Consider the following 14,841-nt stretch of genomic DNA (forward strand, 5'->3'; position numbering starts at 1 on the left):
TTCCGGTACCGTTACCGGCTGTAGTACTCGACGATCAGCTGCTCCTCCACCGGTGCATCGATCTCGTCCCGATTCGGCTCGTGGAGCACCCGGCCGGTGAAATTGTCGTGGTCGGCCTCGAGCCACGCCGGCACCGCCACCACCTGCTCCACGGCATTCTGGATCGGCTCGATCCTGCGGCTCTTGTCGCGCACCGTGATCACGTCGCCCGGCTTGAGAACCGCCGAGGGTATGTTGTGCTTGCGGCCGTTGAGCAGGAAGTGCCCGTGCACCACGAGCTGCCGCGCCTGAGGCCTGCTGGTGGCGAAGCCCATCCTGTAGACCACGTTGTCCATCCTCAGCTCCATCAGGCGCAGCAGGTTCTCACCCGTGACGCCCTGAGCACGGCTCGCCTTCTCGTAAGCCCGCCTGAACTGCTTCTCCGAGACGCCGTAGTACCAGCGGGCCTTCTGCTTCTCCATCAGCCGGATGCCGTACTCCGTCTGCCGCTGGCGGCCCCGACCGTGCTCCCCCGGCGGGTAGGGCTTCCTCTCCAGCGGGTTCTTCTGCATCGAGGAGATCATCACGCCGGCCCGGCGGTCGCGCCTGCCTCTCGGTCCCGTATAACGCGCCACTGCTTCTCAGTACCCTCCTGCTCGCTCTAGCCTCTGCGCCTCTTGGGCGGCCGGCAGCCGTTGTGCGGCTGCCCGGTGACATCCTTTATCGAGAGAACCTCGATCCCGAGAGCCTGGAACGTCCTGGTAGCCATGTCCCGGCCCGCTCCGTGGCCCTTGACCTGGATGTCCACCCGGCGCACACCCTGCTCCATCGCTTTGTTCGCCGCGCTCTCGGCGGTCATCTGCGCGGCGTAGGGGGTGCTCTTGCGGCTACCCTTGAAGCCCAGAGAGCCCGCCGACTCCCAGGCGATGACGTTGCCCTCCGGGTCGGTGACGCTGATGATCGTGTTGTTGAAAGAGCTCTTTATGTGCACCACGGCGGTGGATATGTTCCGGCGGACCTTGCGGCGCGAACGTCCCCCGCGCGTGCGCTGGCGCTGCCTGCCCATCTACTTCTTCCTCCCGCCTATCGCCGGCCTCGGTCCCTTGCGCGAACGCGCGTTGGTCCGGGTGCGCTGCCCGCGCACCGGCAACCCCCTGCGGTGCCTGATGCCGCGGTAGCAGCCGATGTCTATCAGACGCCTTATGTTCTGGTTCACCTCGCGCCTGAGATCACCCTCGACCCGCAGGTTCTGGTCTATGTAGCTGCGGATCGCGCTGATCTCGCCCTCGGCCAGATCGCGCACCTTGGTGTCGGGATCGACCCCGGTCTCGGCGCAGATCTTCTTCGCCGTCGAGCGGCCGATGCCGTAGATGTAGGTCAGGCCGATCTCGACCCTCTTCTCCCTCGGCAGGTCTACCCCGGCTATCCGCGCCATGCTAGCCCTGCCTCTGCTTGTGTCGCGGGTTGGAACAGATCACGCGCACCACCCCGCGGCGTCTTATTACCTTGCACCGCTCGCATATCGGTTTCACACTCGCTCTTACCTTCATCGTCCTCCAGGCTCCTTGCCATCAGCTCCTGAATCTGTAGGTTATCCGTCCCCGGTTAAGGTCGTACGGGCTGAGCTCCACCTTGACCCTGTCCCCGGGCAGTATCCGGATGTAGTTCATCCGCATCTTGCCGGAGATGTGGGCCAGAACTTCGTGCCCGTTGTCGAGCTCCACCCTGAACTGGGTGTTTGGCAACGCCTCCGTTACCGTACCCTCAACCTCTATGACGCCTTCCTTAGCCAAGGACCTCCTTCGCTTTCCGTGCTCTCGGGGTCGTTACGAGGTGACAGAAACTAATCGGATATGTTACCACGTAAAGCCCCATCGTTACACCCGACACCGCTACGCGCTCTTCCTGCGGCTATCGACTCCCTCTTCGAGGGTGAGGATCCAGGGTCCATCGTCGGTGACGGCGATGGTGTGCTCGTAGTGGGCGGCGAGCGACCCGTCGGCGGTGTAGATGGACCACCCGTCGCGCTCGTCGATCTTTATCTCGTAGCTGCCCAGGGTGATCATGGGCTCTATGGCGAAGGTCATCCCCGGCAGAAGCCGCGGGCCGCTCCCCCTCTTGCCGTAGTTGGGGATCTGCGGGTCTTCGTGCATCTCGCGCCCGACGCCGTGCGAGACGAGGTCCCGCACCACCCCGTAGCCGCGCCCCTCCGCGAGCTCCTGTATCGCGTGCCCGATGTCCCCCAGATGGTTGCCGGGCCTGACCTCCCGGGTGGCCGCCTCGAGGCACTCCTGCGTGACGTCGAGCAGCCCCTGTGCCTCGGGGGAGATCTCACCGACGGCCACCGTGGTCGCGCTGTCGGTGACGAAACCCTCGTAGCGGACCCCGACGTCGAGCGAGATTATGTCCCCCTCCTTCAACCTGTAGCGTCCGGGGATGCCGTGCACGATCATGTCGTTCGGCGAGGTGCAGATCGAAGCCGGAAACCCCTGGTACCCCTTGAACTCGGGGGTGCCGCCACGCGAGCGGATGAACTCCTCGGCGAGGCCGTCGAGCTCCTTCGTCGTCACCCCGGGCCGCGCGTGCTCGCGCAGCATCCTGATGCACGCGGCGGTTATGACGCCACCCTCACGCATCGCTTCCAGCTCCGCTCTGCTCTTGCGTACGATCATCCGTTCTCCCGGATCGCCTTCATCACCTGCTCGGTCACCTCCGGTATGCTCCGCGTGGCGTCCACCTCCGCGAGGAGCCCCTGCTGGGCGTAGTACCGCTTCAAGGGCTCGGTCTGCTCGTGGTAGAGCTCGAGCCTGCGGCGGATGGCCTCCTCCGTGTCGTCGTCGCGCTGCACGAAGGGCCCCGGGTCCTCGTCGCTGTCCTGGGGCGGCGGGTCGTACTCGACGTGGTACATCCTCCCCGTGGCCTGGCTCTGCCGCCTCCCCGAGAGGCGATCGACCAGCACCCCGTCGGGGGCTTCGAGCGCGATCACCCGGTCTATGCCAACGCCGAGCTCGGCGAGCACCTCTTCCAGAGCCCGGGCCTGCGCCTCGGTGCGCGGGAATCCGTCCAGCACCCAACCCTCCGGCGCCCCGAGATGAGGTTTGGCCATCTCTACTATGATCTCGTCCGGCACCAGCTCCCCGCGGTCGTTGTACTCCTTGACCTTCCGGCCCAGCTCCGTCCCCGCTTTTATCTCGGCGCGGACCATGTCCCCCGTCGAGATCACGCGCGCCCCGGTCTTCTCCGAGATCCTTCTGGCCTGGGTGCCCTTCCCGGCCCCTTGAGGCCCGATCAGGATCACCCTCATCGCTTCCTCAGGAAGCTCTCGTAGTTACGCATCATGAGCTGCCCCTCGAGTTGCCTGACCGTGTCCAGAGAGACGCCCACCACGATCAGGATGGAGGTGCCCCCGATGTAGATCGTGTTGGGCAGGTTGAGCGCCCCCGTTATGATGTACGGCAGCACGGCTATCGCCGCCAGGAAGATCGCCCCGAAGAGCGTGATGCGCGTCAGGACGTTGTTCAGGTAGCGGGCCGTGGGCTCCCCCGGCCGTATCCCGGGGATGTATCCACCGGTCTTCTTCAGGTTGTCCGCGTGCTCTACCGGGTTGAACTGCACCGCCGTGTAGAAATAGGTGAACAGTACGACCAGGACGGCGTACAGCGCCAGATAGGGGCCGCTGCCCGGAGCGAAGAACTGAGCCAGACGACCGAGCGTGGTGTTCGGGTTGCCCCCGGCGAACTGTGCGATCGTTATCGGCACCAGCAAGAGCGAGGAGGCGAAGAGGATCGGGATGACCCCGGCCATGTTCACCTTCAGAGGCAGGTAGGTCGTGCCACCCTGGCTGATCCTCCGCCCCACCTGACGCTTGGCGTAGGTTATGGGGATCCGACGCTGCCCCTCGTTGACGAAGACGATCGCCGCCACGATCAAAACCGCTATCACCGCCAGCACCACCCAGGTGATAGCGCTCGCGTTCTCCCGCAGCGCCTGAAACCCGAGCGGCGCCCGCGAGAGGATCGCGGCCGTGATGATGAGCGAGATCCCGTTGCCCAGCCCATGCTGGGTTATCAGCTCGCCCATCCACATGATGAGCATCACCCCGGTGGTCATGCTCACGATGATCAAAAGCTTGTGCAGCGCGTCCGGCGCGAAGGAGGAGCCGAACTGGCTCGGCAGGAACAGAAGCGCGAACGCGGCCGACTGGATGAGAGCGAGCGCCAGCGTGAAATAACGGGTGTACTGGGTTATCTTCTGCTGGCCGACCTCTCCCTCCTTAGCGAGCGCCTGCAGGCGCGGGACGGCGACCGTGAGAAGCTGCATCACGATCGCCGCCGTGATGTAGGGCATGATCCCGAGGGCGAAGATGGAGAGCGTGTTGAATGCACCCCCGGTGAATATGCCGAACAGGTTGGTTATCGCGTTGCCACCCCCTCCGAGCCCACCGGAGGCGATGACCTGAGGGTTGACACCGGGCGCGGGTATGTACGACCCGAGCCGGTACAGCGCCAGCATCAACCCGGTGAAAAGGAGCTTCCGGCGAAGCTCGGGGATGCGCCAGGCGTTCGCTAAGGCTTCGAGCATCTCCTATCTCTCCAGTGTTTCGGCTCTCCCGCCGGCCGCCTCTATCTTCTCCCTCGCGGATCCGGAGAAGGCGTGGGCCCGTACGGTCACCGCCCTCTCGATCTCCCCTTCGCCGAGGATCTTGACCGGCATGTCCTTCTTCGCCACCAGCCCGGCGGCCCTGAGATCCTCCACGTCTATGGTATCACCGGAGAAACGCTCCAGTTGCCCGACGTTCACCACCGCGTACACCGTGGGGTGTGCCGGGGTGTGCCTCCCGCGCGCCATCCCCCTCAGCCGCGGCAGCCGGCGCTGCAGGGGCATCTGACCGCCCTCGTAGCCGGCCGGGATGGCAGCCCCCGAACGGGCGCCCGCCCCCTTGTGCCCCCTGCCGGAGGTCTTGCCGTGACCGCTCCCCTCGCCGCGGCCGACTCTCTTGCGCGCCCGCTTGGAGCCGGGGGCTGGGGAGAGTTCGTTCAGCTTCACTTAGCCGTCCACCTCCTCGACGCGGACCAGATGAGAGACCTTGCGGATCATGCCGCGGATCTGGGGCGTATCCCGGTGCACCCGGGAATCCCGCACGTGCTTCAGACCGAGCGCCCGCAGCGTCCGCTTGTGCCGCTCGATGGCCCCTATCGCGCTCTTCGTCTGGGTTACCTTCAGAGGGCTCATAGCCTTATCTTCACCCCCCGTATCTCCTCTATGGCGGCCTTCGTGCGCAGAGAACGCAACCCCTGCTCGGTAGCCCGGGCCAGGTTCACGGCCGTCGTGGAGCCGAGCGACTTGGTGAGCACGTCCTTTATGCCGGCGAGCTCGAGCACCGCCCGCACGGGACCGCCCGCGATGACCCCTGTACCCTCAGAGGCCGGCTTCAGAAGCACCGCCGAGCTCTCGAACTCGCCTATCACCTCGTGCGGTATCGTCGTGTTGCGCATCGGTACGTCGAACATGTCGCGCTTGGCCCTCTCCTGACCCTTGGCTATAGCCTCCGGGACCGTGTTGGCCTTGCCGAGTCCGACGCCCACGCGCCCGTTACCGTCGCCGACCACGACGAGCGCGCTGAAGTTGAAGCGCCGCCCGCCCTTGACGACCTTGGCGACCCGCCGGATCTCGACGAGCCTGTCCTGCAGCTCCGAGCCACCCTCACGCTGCCGCTCGCGGGGCGTGGGACGGCCGTCGCTGCGCTCCCTGGTGGTGCGACCACCGCCACGAGCGCCGCCGCGGCCGTCCATACCGCCGCCGCGGCTGGTGCCGGAAGGGCCCTGCCCCCGGCTCCTCTCTCCTCTCGGTCGTCCCAAGGTCACAACCTCCTCGTCATCAGAACTTCAGTCCGCCGGAGCGGGCACCCTCCGCGAGCGCCGCCACCCGGCCGTGGTACTTGTTCCCCCCGCGGTCGAAGACGACCCTCTCTATGCCGGCCTCCACCGCGCGCCTGGCCACCAGCTCCCCGACCTTGCGCGAAGCCTCCACGCGGCTCTCGGCCTCGCCGACCTCCCGCGAGTCCGCCGCGACCAGGGTATGCCCCGCGTCGTCGTCGATGAGCTGGGCGTAGATGTGCACGTTGGATCGGTACACCGAGAGCCTCGGCCTCTGGGCCGTCCCGTAGATCTTGCGCCGCACGCGGGCCCGGCGCCTGTTCCTGTGCAGCTGCTTGGCCTTGACCGTCCTCAACTCTTCAAACCTCCCGGCTCTAGCCCGCCTTGCCGACCTTGCGCCGTATCTGCTCGTCGGCGTAGCGGATACCCTTGCCCTTGTACGGCTCCGGAGGCCGCACGGCCCTTATCTCCGCCGCGGTCTGCCCGACCCGCTGCTTGTCGATCCCGCGCACCACGATGGTCGTCTGGTTGGGCACCTCCAGTTCTATTCCCTCCCGGGGTTCGATCACCACCGGGTGGGAGTAGCCCACCTGGAGTGTGAGGTTCCGGCCCTGCAGCTGGGCCCGGTAACCTACGCCCGAGATCTGCAGCGTCTTCGAGAACCCCTCGGTGACCCCCGTGACCGCGTTCTGCACCAGCGTGCGGGTCAGACCGTGCATAGCCTTGTGCTCCGGGGACTCCGAAGCCCGCTCGAAGACGAGCCGTCCGTCCTCCTGGCGCACCGTGACTCCCCGGCCCACCGGCACCGCGAGCTCACCCTTCGGCCCGGTGACCCTGATGCTGCGCCGGTCCACCTCGACCTTCACGCCGTCAGGGATCTTCACCGGCGCCCTGCCTATCCTAGACACCTCGCGAAACCTCCTAGTAGACGAAGCAGAGGACCTCGCCGCCCACGCCCATCCTGCGGGCCTCGTGATCGGTGAGGATGCCCCTGGAGGTGGACAGGATCGCAACGCCCAGACCGTCCAACACCCGCGGGATCTCGGCCCGCTTGCGGTAGATGCGGCGCCCGGGGCGGCTCATACGCCGCAGCCCGGTTATCGCGGATCTGCCGTCCGGACCGTACTTGAGCTCGATCACGAGCCGCGCCTGGGCCCCGGCACCCTTCTCGGAGTAATCCTTTATGTAGCCTTCCTCCTTGAGGATGCGGGCCAGCTCGCGCTTGAGCCTGGAGTACGGTATCTCCACCGTCTCGTGCCGGGCCATCCCGGCGTTGCGTATGCGGGTGAGGAAATCTGCTATCGGATCGTTGACGGACATCTCTATAAGCCCTACCAACTCGCCTTCTTTACCCCGGGGATCTTCCCCTCGTGCGCCAGCTGCCTCAGGCAGATCCTGCAGAGCCCGAACTTCCTGTAGTAGGCGCGGGACCTGCCGCACCGCTGGCATCTGTTGTACTCCCTGGTGGAGTACTTCTGCGGCTTCCTCTGCTTCACCAGAAGCGCTTTCCTGGTCATCTCTCCAAAAACCTCTCTTCTCCCTTAGCTCCTGAACGGCATGCCGAGGAGCCTGAGAAGCTCCCGGGCCTCCTCATCGCTGTCGGTCGTGGTGACGATCACCACATCCATCCCGCGCGTGCGGTCTATCTCGTCGTAGGGGATCTCCGGGAAGATGAGCTGCTCTCTGAGCCCCAGCGCGTAGTTCCCTCTCCCGTCGAAGGAGTCGGGGTTCACCCCCCGGAAATCCCTCACCCGGGGCAGAGCAACCGAGATCAGGCGGTCGAGGAACTCCCACATCCGCTGCCGCCGGAGCGTCACGCGCACCCCCACGGGCATGCCCTCGCGGATCTTGAAACCCGCGATGCTCTTCCTGGCCCGGCGCACCTGCGGTTTCTGCCCCGAGATGCGCGCCAGATCGTTCATCGCCCCGTCCAGCGCCCGGGAGTCCTGCGCGGCCTCCCCGACGCCCATGTTGATCACGATCTTCTCCAGGTTCGGCGTGCGCATCACGTTCTCTATGCCGAACCTGTCGCGCAGCGCCGGGGCTACCTCGCTCACGTAGTAGTCCTTCAGCCTAGCCATCTATATCCCTCCCGGACCGCCTGGCGACCCGGACCTTCTCCCCGCTCTCGGTGAAACGGTAGCCGACCCTGGTCGGCTCCCCGGAGGCCGGGTCGACGAGCATCACGTTCGAGACGTGTATCGGGGCCTCGAACGTGTAGAGCCCCTCCTGGTTGTTCTGGCTCGGGCGCGCGTGGCGGGTGCGGACGTTGACCCCGCTCACCACCACCCGGTTCTCGCGGGGCAGGACGCGCTCGACCTCACCCCGCTTGCCCTTCTCCTTGCCGGAGATCACCACCACGGTGTCCCCGCGTCTTATCTTCTGCCCCATCGCTACAACACCTCCGGTGCGAGCGAGATTATCCTGGTGTAACCCTTGTCCCTGAGCTCCCGGGCGACGGGCCCGAAGATGCGGGTACCGCGCGGGGCGCCGTCGTTGTTTATGATCACGCCGGCGTTCTCCCCGAAACGGATGTAGGAGCCGTCGCTGCGCCGGGTCTCCTTCGTGGTCCTGACCACCACGGCCCGGACCACGTCCCCCTTGCGCACCGCCCCGCCGGGCGCGGCCTCCTTCACCGAGGCCACTATGACGTCGCCTATCCCCGCGCTGCGCCGCTTGCTGCCGCCGAGGACCCTGATGCACAAGAGGCTTCTCGCCCCGGTGTTGTCCGCAACACGCAGCCTGGTCTCGTTCTGGATCATCCTGCTACTCCGCCCTCGAGATAATCCGCGCCACCCGCCAGCGCTTGCGCCGGCTGAGCGGCCTGGTCTCTATGATCCTGACCGTATCCCCGACGCGCGCCTCGTTGTTCTCGTCGTGCGCGAGAAACTTCTTGGAGCGCCTGATGCGCTTCTTGTAGCGAGGGTGCTCCACCAGCGTCTCGACGGAGACGGTGACGGTCTTGTCCTGCGCGTCGGAGACGACCATGCCGACCCTCTCCTTGCGCCGTCCCCTCCCGGAGTCGGCCTTCTGTACCTGGCCCTGGTCCCGGTCGAGCCTCGGGCCACCCGAGGTGGGGGACGGCTCCTCCACGAGCTCCTGGTTTTCCGGTTCCTCTGTCATCTTCGGCTCACTTCTCCTGCTTCTTCTCGTTCAGCACGGTCAGAAGGCGCGCGATGTTCTTGCGGACCTCCTTGAGCTGTCCCGTGTTCTTGAGCTGCCCCGTAGCATGCTGGAAGCGGAGGTTGAAGAGCTCCCGGCGGGCCTCCGCGACCCGCTGCTCGAGCTCCTCGACGTCCAGCTCCCGTATCTCGGCCGTCTTCATCCTCTGATCAACCTCCCCGGACGACGAAACGGCTCTTTATCGGAAGCTTCTGCGCGGCGAGCATCATGGCCTCCCGCGCGAGCTCCTCGCTCACGCCGCTCATCTCGAACATGACCCGCCCGGGCTTCACGACCGCGACGTACTCTTCCGGACTGCCCTTGCCGCTGCCCATCCGGGTCTCGGCTGGCTTCTTGGTGATGGGCTTGTGCGGGAAGATGTTGATCCAGACCTTCCCGCCACGCCTTATCTTGCGGGTCATCGCGATACGCGCGGCCTCTATCTGCCGGTTGGTCACCCAGGCGGGCTCGAGGGCCTGCAGCCCGTACTCGCCGAACTGCACCTCGGTCTGCCCCTTGGATTTGCCCCGCATCCTGCCCCGCTGGGGCTTGCGGTACTTGAGCTTCTTGGGTACGAGCATCGCCTACCCCTCGCCTCCATCCTCGTGGATACCGTGGTTGATCCAGACCTTGACCCCGATCTGACCCATCTTGGTCCGGGCCTCCTTGAACCCGTAGTCGATGTCGGCGTCGAGCGTGTGGAGCGGCACCCTCCCCTCGGAGATGGTCTCCTGCCGGCTCATCTCGATGCCGCCGAGCCTCCCGGCGCACTGTATGCGCACGCCCTCGGCCCCGCTGCGCATCGCGCTCGTGAGCGCCCGCTTCATCGCCCGCCGGAAGGAGGCCCTCCCCTCGAGCTGCTCGGCGATCGACTCGGCGACGAGGTAGGCGTTGAGCTCGGGCCGGGAGACCTCCCGGACGTTGACCTGCACCCGCTTGTTGGTGAGGCGCTCGAGCTCGGCCCTCAGGGCATCCACCTCGCTGCCGCCCTTGCCGATCACGATCCCCGGACGCGCCGTGTAGATGTCCACCGCGATCTCACCCTGCTCCGCGGCCTTTCGGATCTGGATGTCCGCGATCCCGGCCCGCGTGAGCTTCTTGGTTATGTGGTCGCGGATCTTGAGATCCTCGCCGAGGAGCTCGGCGAAGTCCCTGTCCGAATACCAGTTGCTCTTGAAGTCGAGCTTCTCGCCCCTGCGCCTGACGCCGAGCCGGAAGCCCTCGGGATGTATCTTCTGCCCCATAAGCCTATCCTTCCTCCTCGCTTCCGGGCGTGCCCACGGCGACCGCGGCGGGCTCCCCGAGCACCACGGTTATGTGGCTGGTCCTCTTGCGGATCATGGTCGCCCGGCCCAGGGCCCGGGCCCTGTAGCGCTTGAGGGTGGGACCTTCGTCGACCCGGATCTCGCGCACGACCAGCTCGTCGGGGTCGGTGGCGTGGTTGTTCTCGGCGTTGGCGCCGGCGCTCCTGAGGACCTCGTCGATGATCCTGGCGGCCTTCTTGTTCGTGAACTGCAGGATGGAGAGCGCCTCCGGGTAGCTCTTGCCGCGCACCTGGTCCGCAACGAGCCGGGCCTTGCGCGGCGAGATGCGCACGTATTTCGCTACGGCCTTCATCCCTAGCGCCTCCTCGCGGTACGGTCGCTCTTTATGTGGGTGCGGAAGGTACGGGTCGGGGCGAACTCGCCGAGCCGGTGGCCCACCATGCTCTCGGTGATGTAGACCGGCACGTGCTTGCGTCCGTCGTGCACCGCGATTGTGTGCCCGACGAACTCCGGATAGATCACGCTCGCCCGGCTCCAGGTTTTGAGCATCCTCTTCTCGCCCCGCTCGTTCATCCGCCTGATGCGCTCCATCAGGCGCTCCTCGACGAAAGGCTCCTTCTTGGCGGATCTCGTCATCTCTCCTAACGCCTCCTTCCCTTGCCGCGTCGGCTAACGATCATGGCGTCGGAAGGCTTCTTCTTCTTGCGCGTGGGCTGCCCCTGGGTGATCTTGCCCCAGGGCGTGACCGGAGCCCGCCCGGGACCGGCCTTGCCCTCTCCTCCTCCGTGTGGGTGGTCGACGGGGTTCATCGCCGTGCCGCGCACCGTCGGCCTCACGCCGAGGTAGCGCTTGCGGCCGGCCTTGCCCCAGCGCACGTTCTGGTGCGACTGGTTGCCGACCACCCCGACGGTAGCCCGACACTCGGCGCGTACCATCCGTCGCTCCCCCGAGGGAAGCCGCAGCGTCACGAGCGAACCCTCGCGGGCGATGATCTGCGCGCTGGTCCCGGCCGAGCGCGCCAGCTGCGCGCCCTTTCCGGGCTCGAGCTCGACCGCGTGCACCACGGTGCCGACCGGGATGCGGTTGAGCGGCAGCGCGTTGCCCACCTCGATCTCGGCCTCGGGGCCGCTCATAACGACCTTGCCCACCTCGAGGTTGCGCGGCGCCAGGATGTAGCGCTTCTCGCCGTCGTGGTAGTGCAGGAGCGCTATGTTCGCCGAGCGATTGGGGTCGTACTCTATCGCCGCCACCGTCGCCGGCACGCCGTCCTTGTCGCGCTTGAAGTCTATGAGCCGGTAGCGCCGCTTGTGCCCGCCCCCGATGTGACGCGTGGTGATGCGCCCCTGGTTGTTGCGTCCACCGGTCTTGTGCAGCTTCTTCAGCAAAGACTTCTCGGGCTTCTCACGCGTCACCGACTCACGCGTGAGGACCGAGGAGTTCCTGCGGCCTGCGCTCGTCGGCTTGTAGCGTATTGCAGGCATGTGCTAGACCCCCTCGAAAAGCTCTATGCGGTCGCCCTCGGCCAGCTTCACGACGGCCTTCTTCCAGGTGGAAGTCCGGCCGCGGGTGAAGCCCTGCCGCTTGGGCTTGCTCTTGACGTTGACCGTGTTCACCTTCTCCACGCTCACGTCGAAAGCTTCTTCCACCGCCTTCTTGATCTGGTTCTTGTTCGCCCGGCGGTCCACCTCGAAGGTGTACTGGTTCTGGTTCTCGATCAGGTTGTAGCTCTTCTCCGAGATGACCGGGCGTATGATGATCTGATGTGGGTCCATCAGCTCCCTCCTTCTCCGGCGAGCCTGGTATAGGCGGCCCGCGAGAAGACGACTTCCTTCGCCCGGAGCACCTCGTAGACCCCGTACTCGTGCGGCCCGACGACCGTCACCTCAGGGAGGTTCCTGAACGAGAGCGCCGCGTCGTCCTCGCCCCGGTCGAGCACGAGGAGCACCGGACCCGAGAGCCCCATGCCCTCGAGGACCTTCCTGGCCTCCTTGGTCGAGGGCTTCTCGAACTCGAGCGAATCCAGCACGTAGAGCTCGCCCTCGCGGGCCTTGGCCGACAGCGCCCCGTAGAAGGCGGCCTTCGCCTCCTTGCGGTTTATCCGCTTGCCGTAGCGGGGGCCCTTCGGCTTCGGACCGCCCCAGGTGCCGCCGCCGACGCGCACGGGCGTCTTGATGTCGCCGGCTCGCGCCCGTCCGGTTCCCTTCTGGCGGTAGAGCTTGGCCCCCGAACCGCGCACCTCGCTGCGGCCCTTCGTCGAGGCCGTGTAGCGCCTCCTGGCGTCGAGCTCGGCCACCACGGCCCGGTGTATGACGTGCTCCTTGGGCTCCACCTCGAGGCGGGGGGCCAGCCCGACCGAAGAGCGCTCGCCGCTTCTCGCGTCGAAGATCTGCGCCTCGGCCAACCTAATCACCCGCCTTCCGGATCCTGACTATCGTCCCCCGGCCTCCGGGCACGCCACCGCGCACCCAGATCTCGTTCTTCTCCGGATCGACCCTCACCACCCGCAGGTTCTTGATGGTCGCGGTGCGGTCGCCGGTGTGCCCCGGCATCCGCTGACCGGGGAAGATGCGCGAGGGGTCCGCCGAGGCCCCGACCGAGCCGGGCTGACGGATGTTGTGCGAGCCGTGCGTCACCGGTCCGCGTCCGAACCCGTGGCGCTTGACGGTCCCCTGGAAACCCTTGCCCTTGCTCGTCGCGCTCACGTGCACCCGCTCGCCGACCTCGAAGACCTCGACCCCGATGGTCTGGCCCACCTCGGCCTGCGCCCCGCGCACCTCCTTCAGATGGCGTCGGGGAGGGGTCTCGTGCTTCTCGAACTGCCCGGCGTGGGGCCGGTTCACCTTCCGGGAGGGCACCGTGCCGAAGCCGAGCTGCACCGCCTGGTAGCCGTCCTTCTCCGGGGTCCTGACCGCGGTGACGAAGTTGGGCTCGACCTCGATCACGGTGGCGGCAACCAGCGTGCCGTCCTCCTCGAAGGCCTGCGTCATGTGCTTCTTGCGTCCGAATACTGCCGTAGCCATCAGGTCGCCTTTATCTCGATGCTCACGCCCGCCGGGAGATCCAGCCGCTGCAGCGAGTCCACCGTCCTGGGGGTGGGCTGCTGGATGTCGATGAGCCGCTTGTGCGTGTGCAGCTGGAAGTGCTCCCGCGAGTCCTTGTCCTTGAACGGGCTCCTTATCACCGTGTAGCGGCTGCGCTTGGTCGGCAGCGGAACGGGGCCGAAGACGAAGGCCCCGGTCCGCTCGGCCGTCTCCACGATCGACTTGGCCGTCTTGTCTATGACCTCGTGGTCGTAGGCCTTGAGTTTGATCCTTATCTTCGATACGGCCATGGTCCCCGCTCTACTCTATTATCTGGGTGACCACACCGGCTCCAACCGTCCGGCCACCCTCCCTTATCGCAAAGTTGAGCCCCTCATCCATCGCTATCGGTGAGATCAACTCCACCGTCATCACCGTGTTGTCCCCAGGCATCACCATCTCTACCCCCTCCTCCAGCGTGATCTCCCCAGTCACGTCCGTCGTCCGGAAGTAGAACTGCGGCCTGTAGTGAGAGAAAAACGGCGTGTGCCTGCCTCCCTCCTCCTTGCTGAGTACATACACCTCAGCCTTGAACTTCGTGTGCGGCGTTATCGTCCCAGGATGCGCCAGTACCTGCCCTCGCTCTACCTCGTTGCGCCTCACGCCCCTCAGAAGCGCCCCTATGTTGTCCCCCGCCTGCGCCTCGTCCATGCTCTTGTTGAACATCTCTATGCCCGTAACCACCGTCTTGCGCGTCGGCCTTATCCCTACTATCTCTACTTCCTCGTTGAGTCGCAGCCGCCCGCGCTCCACTCGCCCGGTCGCTACCGTCCCGCGTCCCTGAATCGTGAACACATCCTCTATCGCAAGCAAAAACGGCTTGTCCACATCCCGCTTGGGCTCAGGGATGTACTCGTCTACCGCCTCCATCAACTTGAGAATCGACTGCTCCCCAAGCTCCCCTTCATCCCCCTCAAGAGCCCTCAGGGCACTGCCTACCACTACCGGTATCTCATCCCCAGGAAAGTCATACTCGCTGAGGAGCTCCCTTACCTCCATCTCTACCAGCTCCAACAGCTCCGGGTCGTCCACCATGTCCGCCTTGTTCAAAAACACAACGATCGACGGTACCCCTACCTGACGCGCAAGAAGAATGTGCTCCCGCGTCTGCGGCATCGGCCCATCCGCCGCAGAAACCACCAGTATCGCTCCATCCATCTGGGCCGCACCCGTGATCATGTTCTTCACGTAGTCCGCGTGCCCAGGACAGTCCACGTGCGCGTAGTGCCGCTTGGGCGTGGCGTACTCCTGGTGGGAGGTCGCTATCGTTATCCCCCGCTGACGCTCCTCAGGGGCGTTGTCTATCTGCTCAAAGGCCACCTCGTGGTTGGCCGGATCATCCGGGTAGTGCTTGGCCAATACCTTCGTTATCGCCGCCGTAAGCGTCGTCTTGCCGTGGTCTATGTGCCCTATGGTCCCCACGTTTACGTGCGGCTTGGTCCTCTCAAACCTGCCCTTGGACATCTCGTTCCTCCTTCC

The 14,841-nt window shown here is 65.8% G+C and carries 30 protein-coding genes; all 30 read right to left on the minus strand.

Annotated elements, in window-relative coordinates:
• Positions 1–11: 11 nt before the first annotated feature.
• The 30 genes from rpsD to tuf all read right to left on the minus strand — a co-directional run bounded on the left by rpsD (position 12) and on the right by tuf (position 14,826).
• Positions 12–614 (minus strand): 30S ribosomal protein S4, encoded by a 603-nt coding sequence (gene rpsD / locus AC6EKW_RS09735; RefSeq protein WP_273887715.1) that lies wholly within the window; start codon positions 612–614, stop codon positions 12–14.
• A 26-nt stretch (positions 615–640) separates the two neighbouring features.
• Positions 641–1,045 carry a 30S ribosomal protein S11 gene (gene rpsK, locus AC6EKW_RS09740; protein WP_273887716.1) on the minus strand — a complete coding sequence of 135 codons (405 nt, stop codon included), beginning with the start codon at positions 1,043–1,045 and terminating at the stop codon, positions 641–643.
• Positions 1,046–1,414 carry a 30S ribosomal protein S13 gene (gene rpsM, locus AC6EKW_RS09745; RefSeq protein ID WP_273842371.1) on the minus strand — a complete coding sequence of 123 codons (369 nt, stop codon included), beginning with the start codon at positions 1,412–1,414 and terminating at the stop codon, positions 1,046–1,048.
• A gap of 1 nt (position 1,415) precedes the next feature.
• A complete protein-coding gene (rpmJ, locus tag AC6EKW_RS09750) occupies positions 1,416–1,529 on the minus strand; it encodes a 50S ribosomal protein L36 (protein WP_273842368.1) in 114 nt (37 codons plus the stop codon).
• Between the two features lie 21 nt (positions 1,530–1,550).
• The gene (gene infA, locus AC6EKW_RS09755; protein ID WP_273842365.1) at positions 1,551–1,772 is read right to left on the minus strand and encodes a translation initiation factor IF-1; all 222 of its coding nucleotides are present in this window, start codon (positions 1,770–1,772) and stop codon (positions 1,551–1,553) included.
• A 99-nt stretch (positions 1,773–1,871) separates the two neighbouring features.
• A complete protein-coding gene (gene map / locus AC6EKW_RS09760; protein ID WP_498514289.1) occupies positions 1,872–2,651 on the minus strand; it encodes a type I methionyl aminopeptidase in 780 nt (259 codons plus the stop codon).
• Entirely contained in the window at positions 2,648–3,283 is a 636-nt protein-coding gene (locus AC6EKW_RS09765; protein WP_273887718.1) for an adenylate kinase, read from the minus strand. The genes map and AC6EKW_RS09765 overlap by 4 nt, the downstream gene beginning before the upstream one ends.
• Positions 3,280–4,560 (minus strand): preprotein translocase subunit SecY, encoded by a 1,281-nt coding sequence (gene secY, locus AC6EKW_RS09770; RefSeq protein ID WP_273887719.1) that lies wholly within the window; start codon positions 4,558–4,560, stop codon positions 3,280–3,282. Before secY ends, AC6EKW_RS09765 begins: the two co-directional genes overlap by 4 nt.
• Before the next feature lie 3 nt (positions 4,561–4,563).
• A complete protein-coding gene (rplO, locus tag AC6EKW_RS09775) occupies positions 4,564–5,025 on the minus strand; it encodes a 50S ribosomal protein L15 (RefSeq protein WP_273887720.1) in 462 nt (153 codons plus the stop codon).
• Positions 5,026–5,211, minus strand: a complete 186-nt coding sequence (gene rpmD / locus AC6EKW_RS09780) for a 50S ribosomal protein L30 (RefSeq protein ID WP_498514290.1) — start codon at positions 5,209–5,211, stop codon at positions 5,026–5,028.
• Positions 5,208–5,771, minus strand: coding sequence for a 30S ribosomal protein S5 (gene rpsE, locus AC6EKW_RS09785; protein WP_498514309.1), 564 nt, complete (start codon positions 5,769–5,771; stop codon positions 5,208–5,210). The genes rpmD and rpsE overlap by 4 nt, the downstream gene beginning before the upstream one ends.
• Before the next feature lie 85 nt (positions 5,772–5,856).
• Positions 5,857–6,210, minus strand: coding sequence for a 50S ribosomal protein L18 (gene rplR / locus AC6EKW_RS09790; RefSeq protein WP_498514291.1), 354 nt, complete (start codon positions 6,208–6,210; stop codon positions 5,857–5,859).
• Between the two features lie 19 nt (positions 6,211–6,229).
• Complete coding sequence (gene rplF, locus AC6EKW_RS09795; protein WP_498514292.1) at positions 6,230–6,763, minus strand: 50S ribosomal protein L6; 534 nt, start codon at positions 6,761–6,763, stop codon at positions 6,230–6,232.
• Between the two features lie 13 nt (positions 6,764–6,776).
• Entirely contained in the window at positions 6,777–7,175 is a 399-nt protein-coding gene (gene rpsH / locus AC6EKW_RS09800; protein WP_273887792.1) for a 30S ribosomal protein S8, read from the minus strand.
• An 11-nt stretch (positions 7,176–7,186) separates the two neighbouring features.
• Positions 7,187–7,372, minus strand: coding sequence for a type Z 30S ribosomal protein S14 (locus AC6EKW_RS09805; RefSeq protein WP_273887727.1), 186 nt, complete (start codon positions 7,370–7,372; stop codon positions 7,187–7,189).
• Between the two features lie 24 nt (positions 7,373–7,396).
• Positions 7,397–7,936 carry a 50S ribosomal protein L5 gene (gene rplE, locus AC6EKW_RS09810; RefSeq protein ID WP_273887729.1) on the minus strand — a complete coding sequence of 180 codons (540 nt, stop codon included), beginning with the start codon at positions 7,934–7,936 and terminating at the stop codon, positions 7,397–7,399.
• Positions 7,929–8,246 (minus strand): 50S ribosomal protein L24, encoded by a 318-nt coding sequence (rplX, locus tag AC6EKW_RS09815; RefSeq protein ID WP_273842340.1) that lies wholly within the window; start codon positions 8,244–8,246, stop codon positions 7,929–7,931. The genes rplE and rplX overlap by 8 nt, the downstream gene beginning before the upstream one ends.
• A gap of 2 nt (positions 8,247–8,248) precedes the next feature.
• Complete coding sequence (rplN, locus tag AC6EKW_RS09820; RefSeq protein WP_273887730.1) at positions 8,249–8,617, minus strand: 50S ribosomal protein L14; 369 nt, start codon at positions 8,615–8,617, stop codon at positions 8,249–8,251.
• A 4-nt stretch (positions 8,618–8,621) separates the two neighbouring features.
• Positions 8,622–8,948, minus strand: a complete 327-nt coding sequence (gene rpsQ / locus AC6EKW_RS09825) for a 30S ribosomal protein S17 (protein WP_420542046.1) — start codon at positions 8,946–8,948, stop codon at positions 8,622–8,624.
• Between the two features lie 37 nt (positions 8,949–8,985).
• Positions 8,986–9,180, minus strand: coding sequence for a 50S ribosomal protein L29 (rpmC, locus tag AC6EKW_RS09830; protein ID WP_273887731.1), 195 nt, complete (start codon positions 9,178–9,180; stop codon positions 8,986–8,988).
• 7 nt (positions 9,181–9,187) lie between these two features.
• Positions 9,188–9,598, minus strand: coding sequence for a 50S ribosomal protein L16 (gene rplP, locus AC6EKW_RS09835; RefSeq protein ID WP_273887732.1), 411 nt, complete (start codon positions 9,596–9,598; stop codon positions 9,188–9,190).
• 3 nt (positions 9,599–9,601) lie between these two features.
• Positions 9,602–10,261: a 30S ribosomal protein S3 gene (gene rpsC / locus AC6EKW_RS09840; RefSeq protein WP_273887733.1), complete on the minus strand. Its 660-nt coding sequence runs from the start codon at positions 10,259–10,261 to the stop codon at positions 9,602–9,604.
• A gap of 4 nt (positions 10,262–10,265) precedes the next feature.
• Positions 10,266–10,634 (minus strand): 50S ribosomal protein L22, encoded by a 369-nt coding sequence (gene rplV / locus AC6EKW_RS09845; RefSeq protein WP_273887734.1) that lies wholly within the window; start codon positions 10,632–10,634, stop codon positions 10,266–10,268.
• Positions 10,635–10,636: 2 nt separating this feature from the next.
• Positions 10,637–10,918 carry a 30S ribosomal protein S19 gene (gene rpsS / locus AC6EKW_RS09850; protein ID WP_273887736.1) on the minus strand — a complete coding sequence of 94 codons (282 nt, stop codon included), beginning with the start codon at positions 10,916–10,918 and terminating at the stop codon, positions 10,637–10,639.
• A 5-nt stretch (positions 10,919–10,923) separates the two neighbouring features.
• Entirely contained in the window at positions 10,924–11,763 is an 840-nt protein-coding gene (gene rplB / locus AC6EKW_RS09855; RefSeq protein ID WP_273887737.1) for a 50S ribosomal protein L2, read from the minus strand.
• A 3-nt stretch (positions 11,764–11,766) separates the two neighbouring features.
• Positions 11,767–12,054 carry a 50S ribosomal protein L23 gene (gene rplW / locus AC6EKW_RS09860; RefSeq protein ID WP_273887738.1) on the minus strand — a complete coding sequence of 96 codons (288 nt, stop codon included), beginning with the start codon at positions 12,052–12,054 and terminating at the stop codon, positions 11,767–11,769.
• Entirely contained in the window at positions 12,054–12,683 is a 630-nt protein-coding gene (gene rplD, locus AC6EKW_RS09865; RefSeq protein WP_273887739.1) for a 50S ribosomal protein L4, read from the minus strand. The genes rplW and rplD overlap by 1 nt, the downstream gene beginning before the upstream one ends.
• 1 nt (position 12,684) lies before the next feature.
• Entirely contained in the window at positions 12,685–13,302 is a 618-nt protein-coding gene (gene rplC / locus AC6EKW_RS09870; protein ID WP_273887740.1) for a 50S ribosomal protein L3, read from the minus strand.
• On the minus strand, positions 13,302–13,613 hold the full coding sequence (gene rpsJ / locus AC6EKW_RS09875) for a 30S ribosomal protein S10 (RefSeq protein WP_273842318.1): 312 nt from the start codon (positions 13,611–13,613) through the stop codon (positions 13,302–13,304). The genes rplC and rpsJ overlap by 1 nt, the downstream gene beginning before the upstream one ends.
• A gap of 10 nt (positions 13,614–13,623) precedes the next feature.
• The gene (gene tuf, locus AC6EKW_RS09880; protein WP_273887742.1) at positions 13,624–14,826 is read right to left on the minus strand and encodes an elongation factor Tu; all 1,203 of its coding nucleotides are present in this window, start codon (positions 14,824–14,826) and stop codon (positions 13,624–13,626) included.
• Positions 14,827–14,841: the final 15 nt, after the last annotated feature.

This window comes from Rubrobacter sp. M3-4, from assembly GCF_059772285.1.

What these genes read in the sequence shown, in the direction of transcription:
- rpsK (WP_273887716.1), bottom strand. Translation starts at nt 1,045, where the DNA reads ATGGGCAGGCAGCGCCAGCGCACGCGCGGGGGACGTTCGCGCCGCAAG.
- rpsM (WP_273842371.1), bottom strand. Translation starts at nt 1,414, where the DNA reads ATGGCGCGGATAGCCGGGGTAGACCTGCCGAGGGAGAAGAGGGTCGAG.
- rpmJ (WP_273842368.1), bottom strand. Translation starts at nt 1,529, where the DNA reads ATGAAGGTAAGAGCGAGTGTGAAACCGATATGCGAGCGGTGCAAGGTA.
- map (WP_498514289.1), bottom strand. Translation starts at nt 2,651, where the DNA reads ATGATCGTACGCAAGAGCAGAGCGGAGCTGGAAGCGATGCGTGAGGGT.
- AC6EKW_RS09765 (WP_273887718.1), bottom strand. Translation starts at nt 3,283, where the DNA reads ATGAGGGTGATCCTGATCGGGCCTCAAGGGGCCGGGAAGGGCACCCAG.
- secY (WP_273887719.1), bottom strand. Translation starts at nt 4,560, where the DNA reads ATGCTCGAAGCCTTAGCGAACGCCTGGCGCATCCCCGAGCTTCGCCGG.
- rpmD (WP_498514290.1), bottom strand. Translation starts at nt 5,211, where the DNA reads ATGAGCCCTCTGAAGGTAACCCAGACGAAGAGCGCGATAGGGGCCATC.
- rpsE (WP_498514309.1), bottom strand. Translation starts at nt 5,771, where the DNA reads ATGGACGGCCGCGGCGGCGCTCGTGGCGGTGGTCGCACCACCAGGGAG.
- rpsH (WP_273887792.1), bottom strand. Translation starts at nt 7,175, where the DNA reads ATGTCCGTCAACGATCCGATAGCAGATTTCCTCACCCGCATACGCAAC.
- AC6EKW_RS09805 (WP_273887727.1), bottom strand. Translation starts at nt 7,372, where the DNA reads ATGACCAGGAAAGCGCTTCTGGTGAAGCAGAGGAAGCCGCAGAAGTAC.
- rplE (WP_273887729.1), bottom strand. Translation starts at nt 7,936, where the DNA reads ATGGCTAGGCTGAAGGACTACTACGTGAGCGAGGTAGCCCCGGCGCTG.
- rplX (WP_273842340.1), bottom strand. Translation starts at nt 8,246, where the DNA reads ATGGGGCAGAAGATAAGACGCGGGGACACCGTGGTGGTGATCTCCGGC.
- rplN (WP_273887730.1), bottom strand. Translation starts at nt 8,617, where the DNA reads ATGATCCAGAACGAGACCAGGCTGCGTGTTGCGGACAACACCGGGGCG.
- rpmC (WP_273887731.1), bottom strand. Translation starts at nt 9,180, where the DNA reads ATGAAGACGGCCGAGATACGGGAGCTGGACGTCGAGGAGCTCGAGCAG.
- rplP (WP_273887732.1), bottom strand. Translation starts at nt 9,598, where the DNA reads ATGCTCGTACCCAAGAAGCTCAAGTACCGCAAGCCCCAGCGGGGCAGG.
- rpsC (WP_273887733.1), bottom strand. Translation starts at nt 10,261, where the DNA reads ATGGGGCAGAAGATACATCCCGAGGGCTTCCGGCTCGGCGTCAGGCGC.
- rplV (WP_273887734.1), bottom strand. Translation starts at nt 10,634, where the DNA reads ATGAAGGCCGTAGCGAAATACGTGCGCATCTCGCCGCGCAAGGCCCGG.
- rpsS (WP_273887736.1), bottom strand. Translation starts at nt 10,918, where the DNA reads ATGACGAGATCCGCCAAGAAGGAGCCTTTCGTCGAGGAGCGCCTGATG.
- rplB (WP_273887737.1), bottom strand. Translation starts at nt 11,763, where the DNA reads ATGCCTGCAATACGCTACAAGCCGACGAGCGCAGGCCGCAGGAACTCC.
- rplW (WP_273887738.1), bottom strand. Translation starts at nt 12,054, where the DNA reads ATGGACCCACATCAGATCATCATACGCCCGGTCATCTCGGAGAAGAGC.
- rplC (WP_273887740.1), bottom strand. Translation starts at nt 13,302, where the DNA reads ATGGCTACGGCAGTATTCGGACGCAAGAAGCACATGACGCAGGCCTTC.
- rpsJ (WP_273842318.1), bottom strand. Translation starts at nt 13,613, where the DNA reads ATGGCCGTATCGAAGATAAGGATCAAACTCAAGGCCTACGACCACGAG.
- tuf (WP_273887742.1), bottom strand. Translation starts at nt 14,826, where the DNA reads ATGTCCAAGGGCAGGTTTGAGAGGACCAAGCCGCACGTAAACGTGGGG.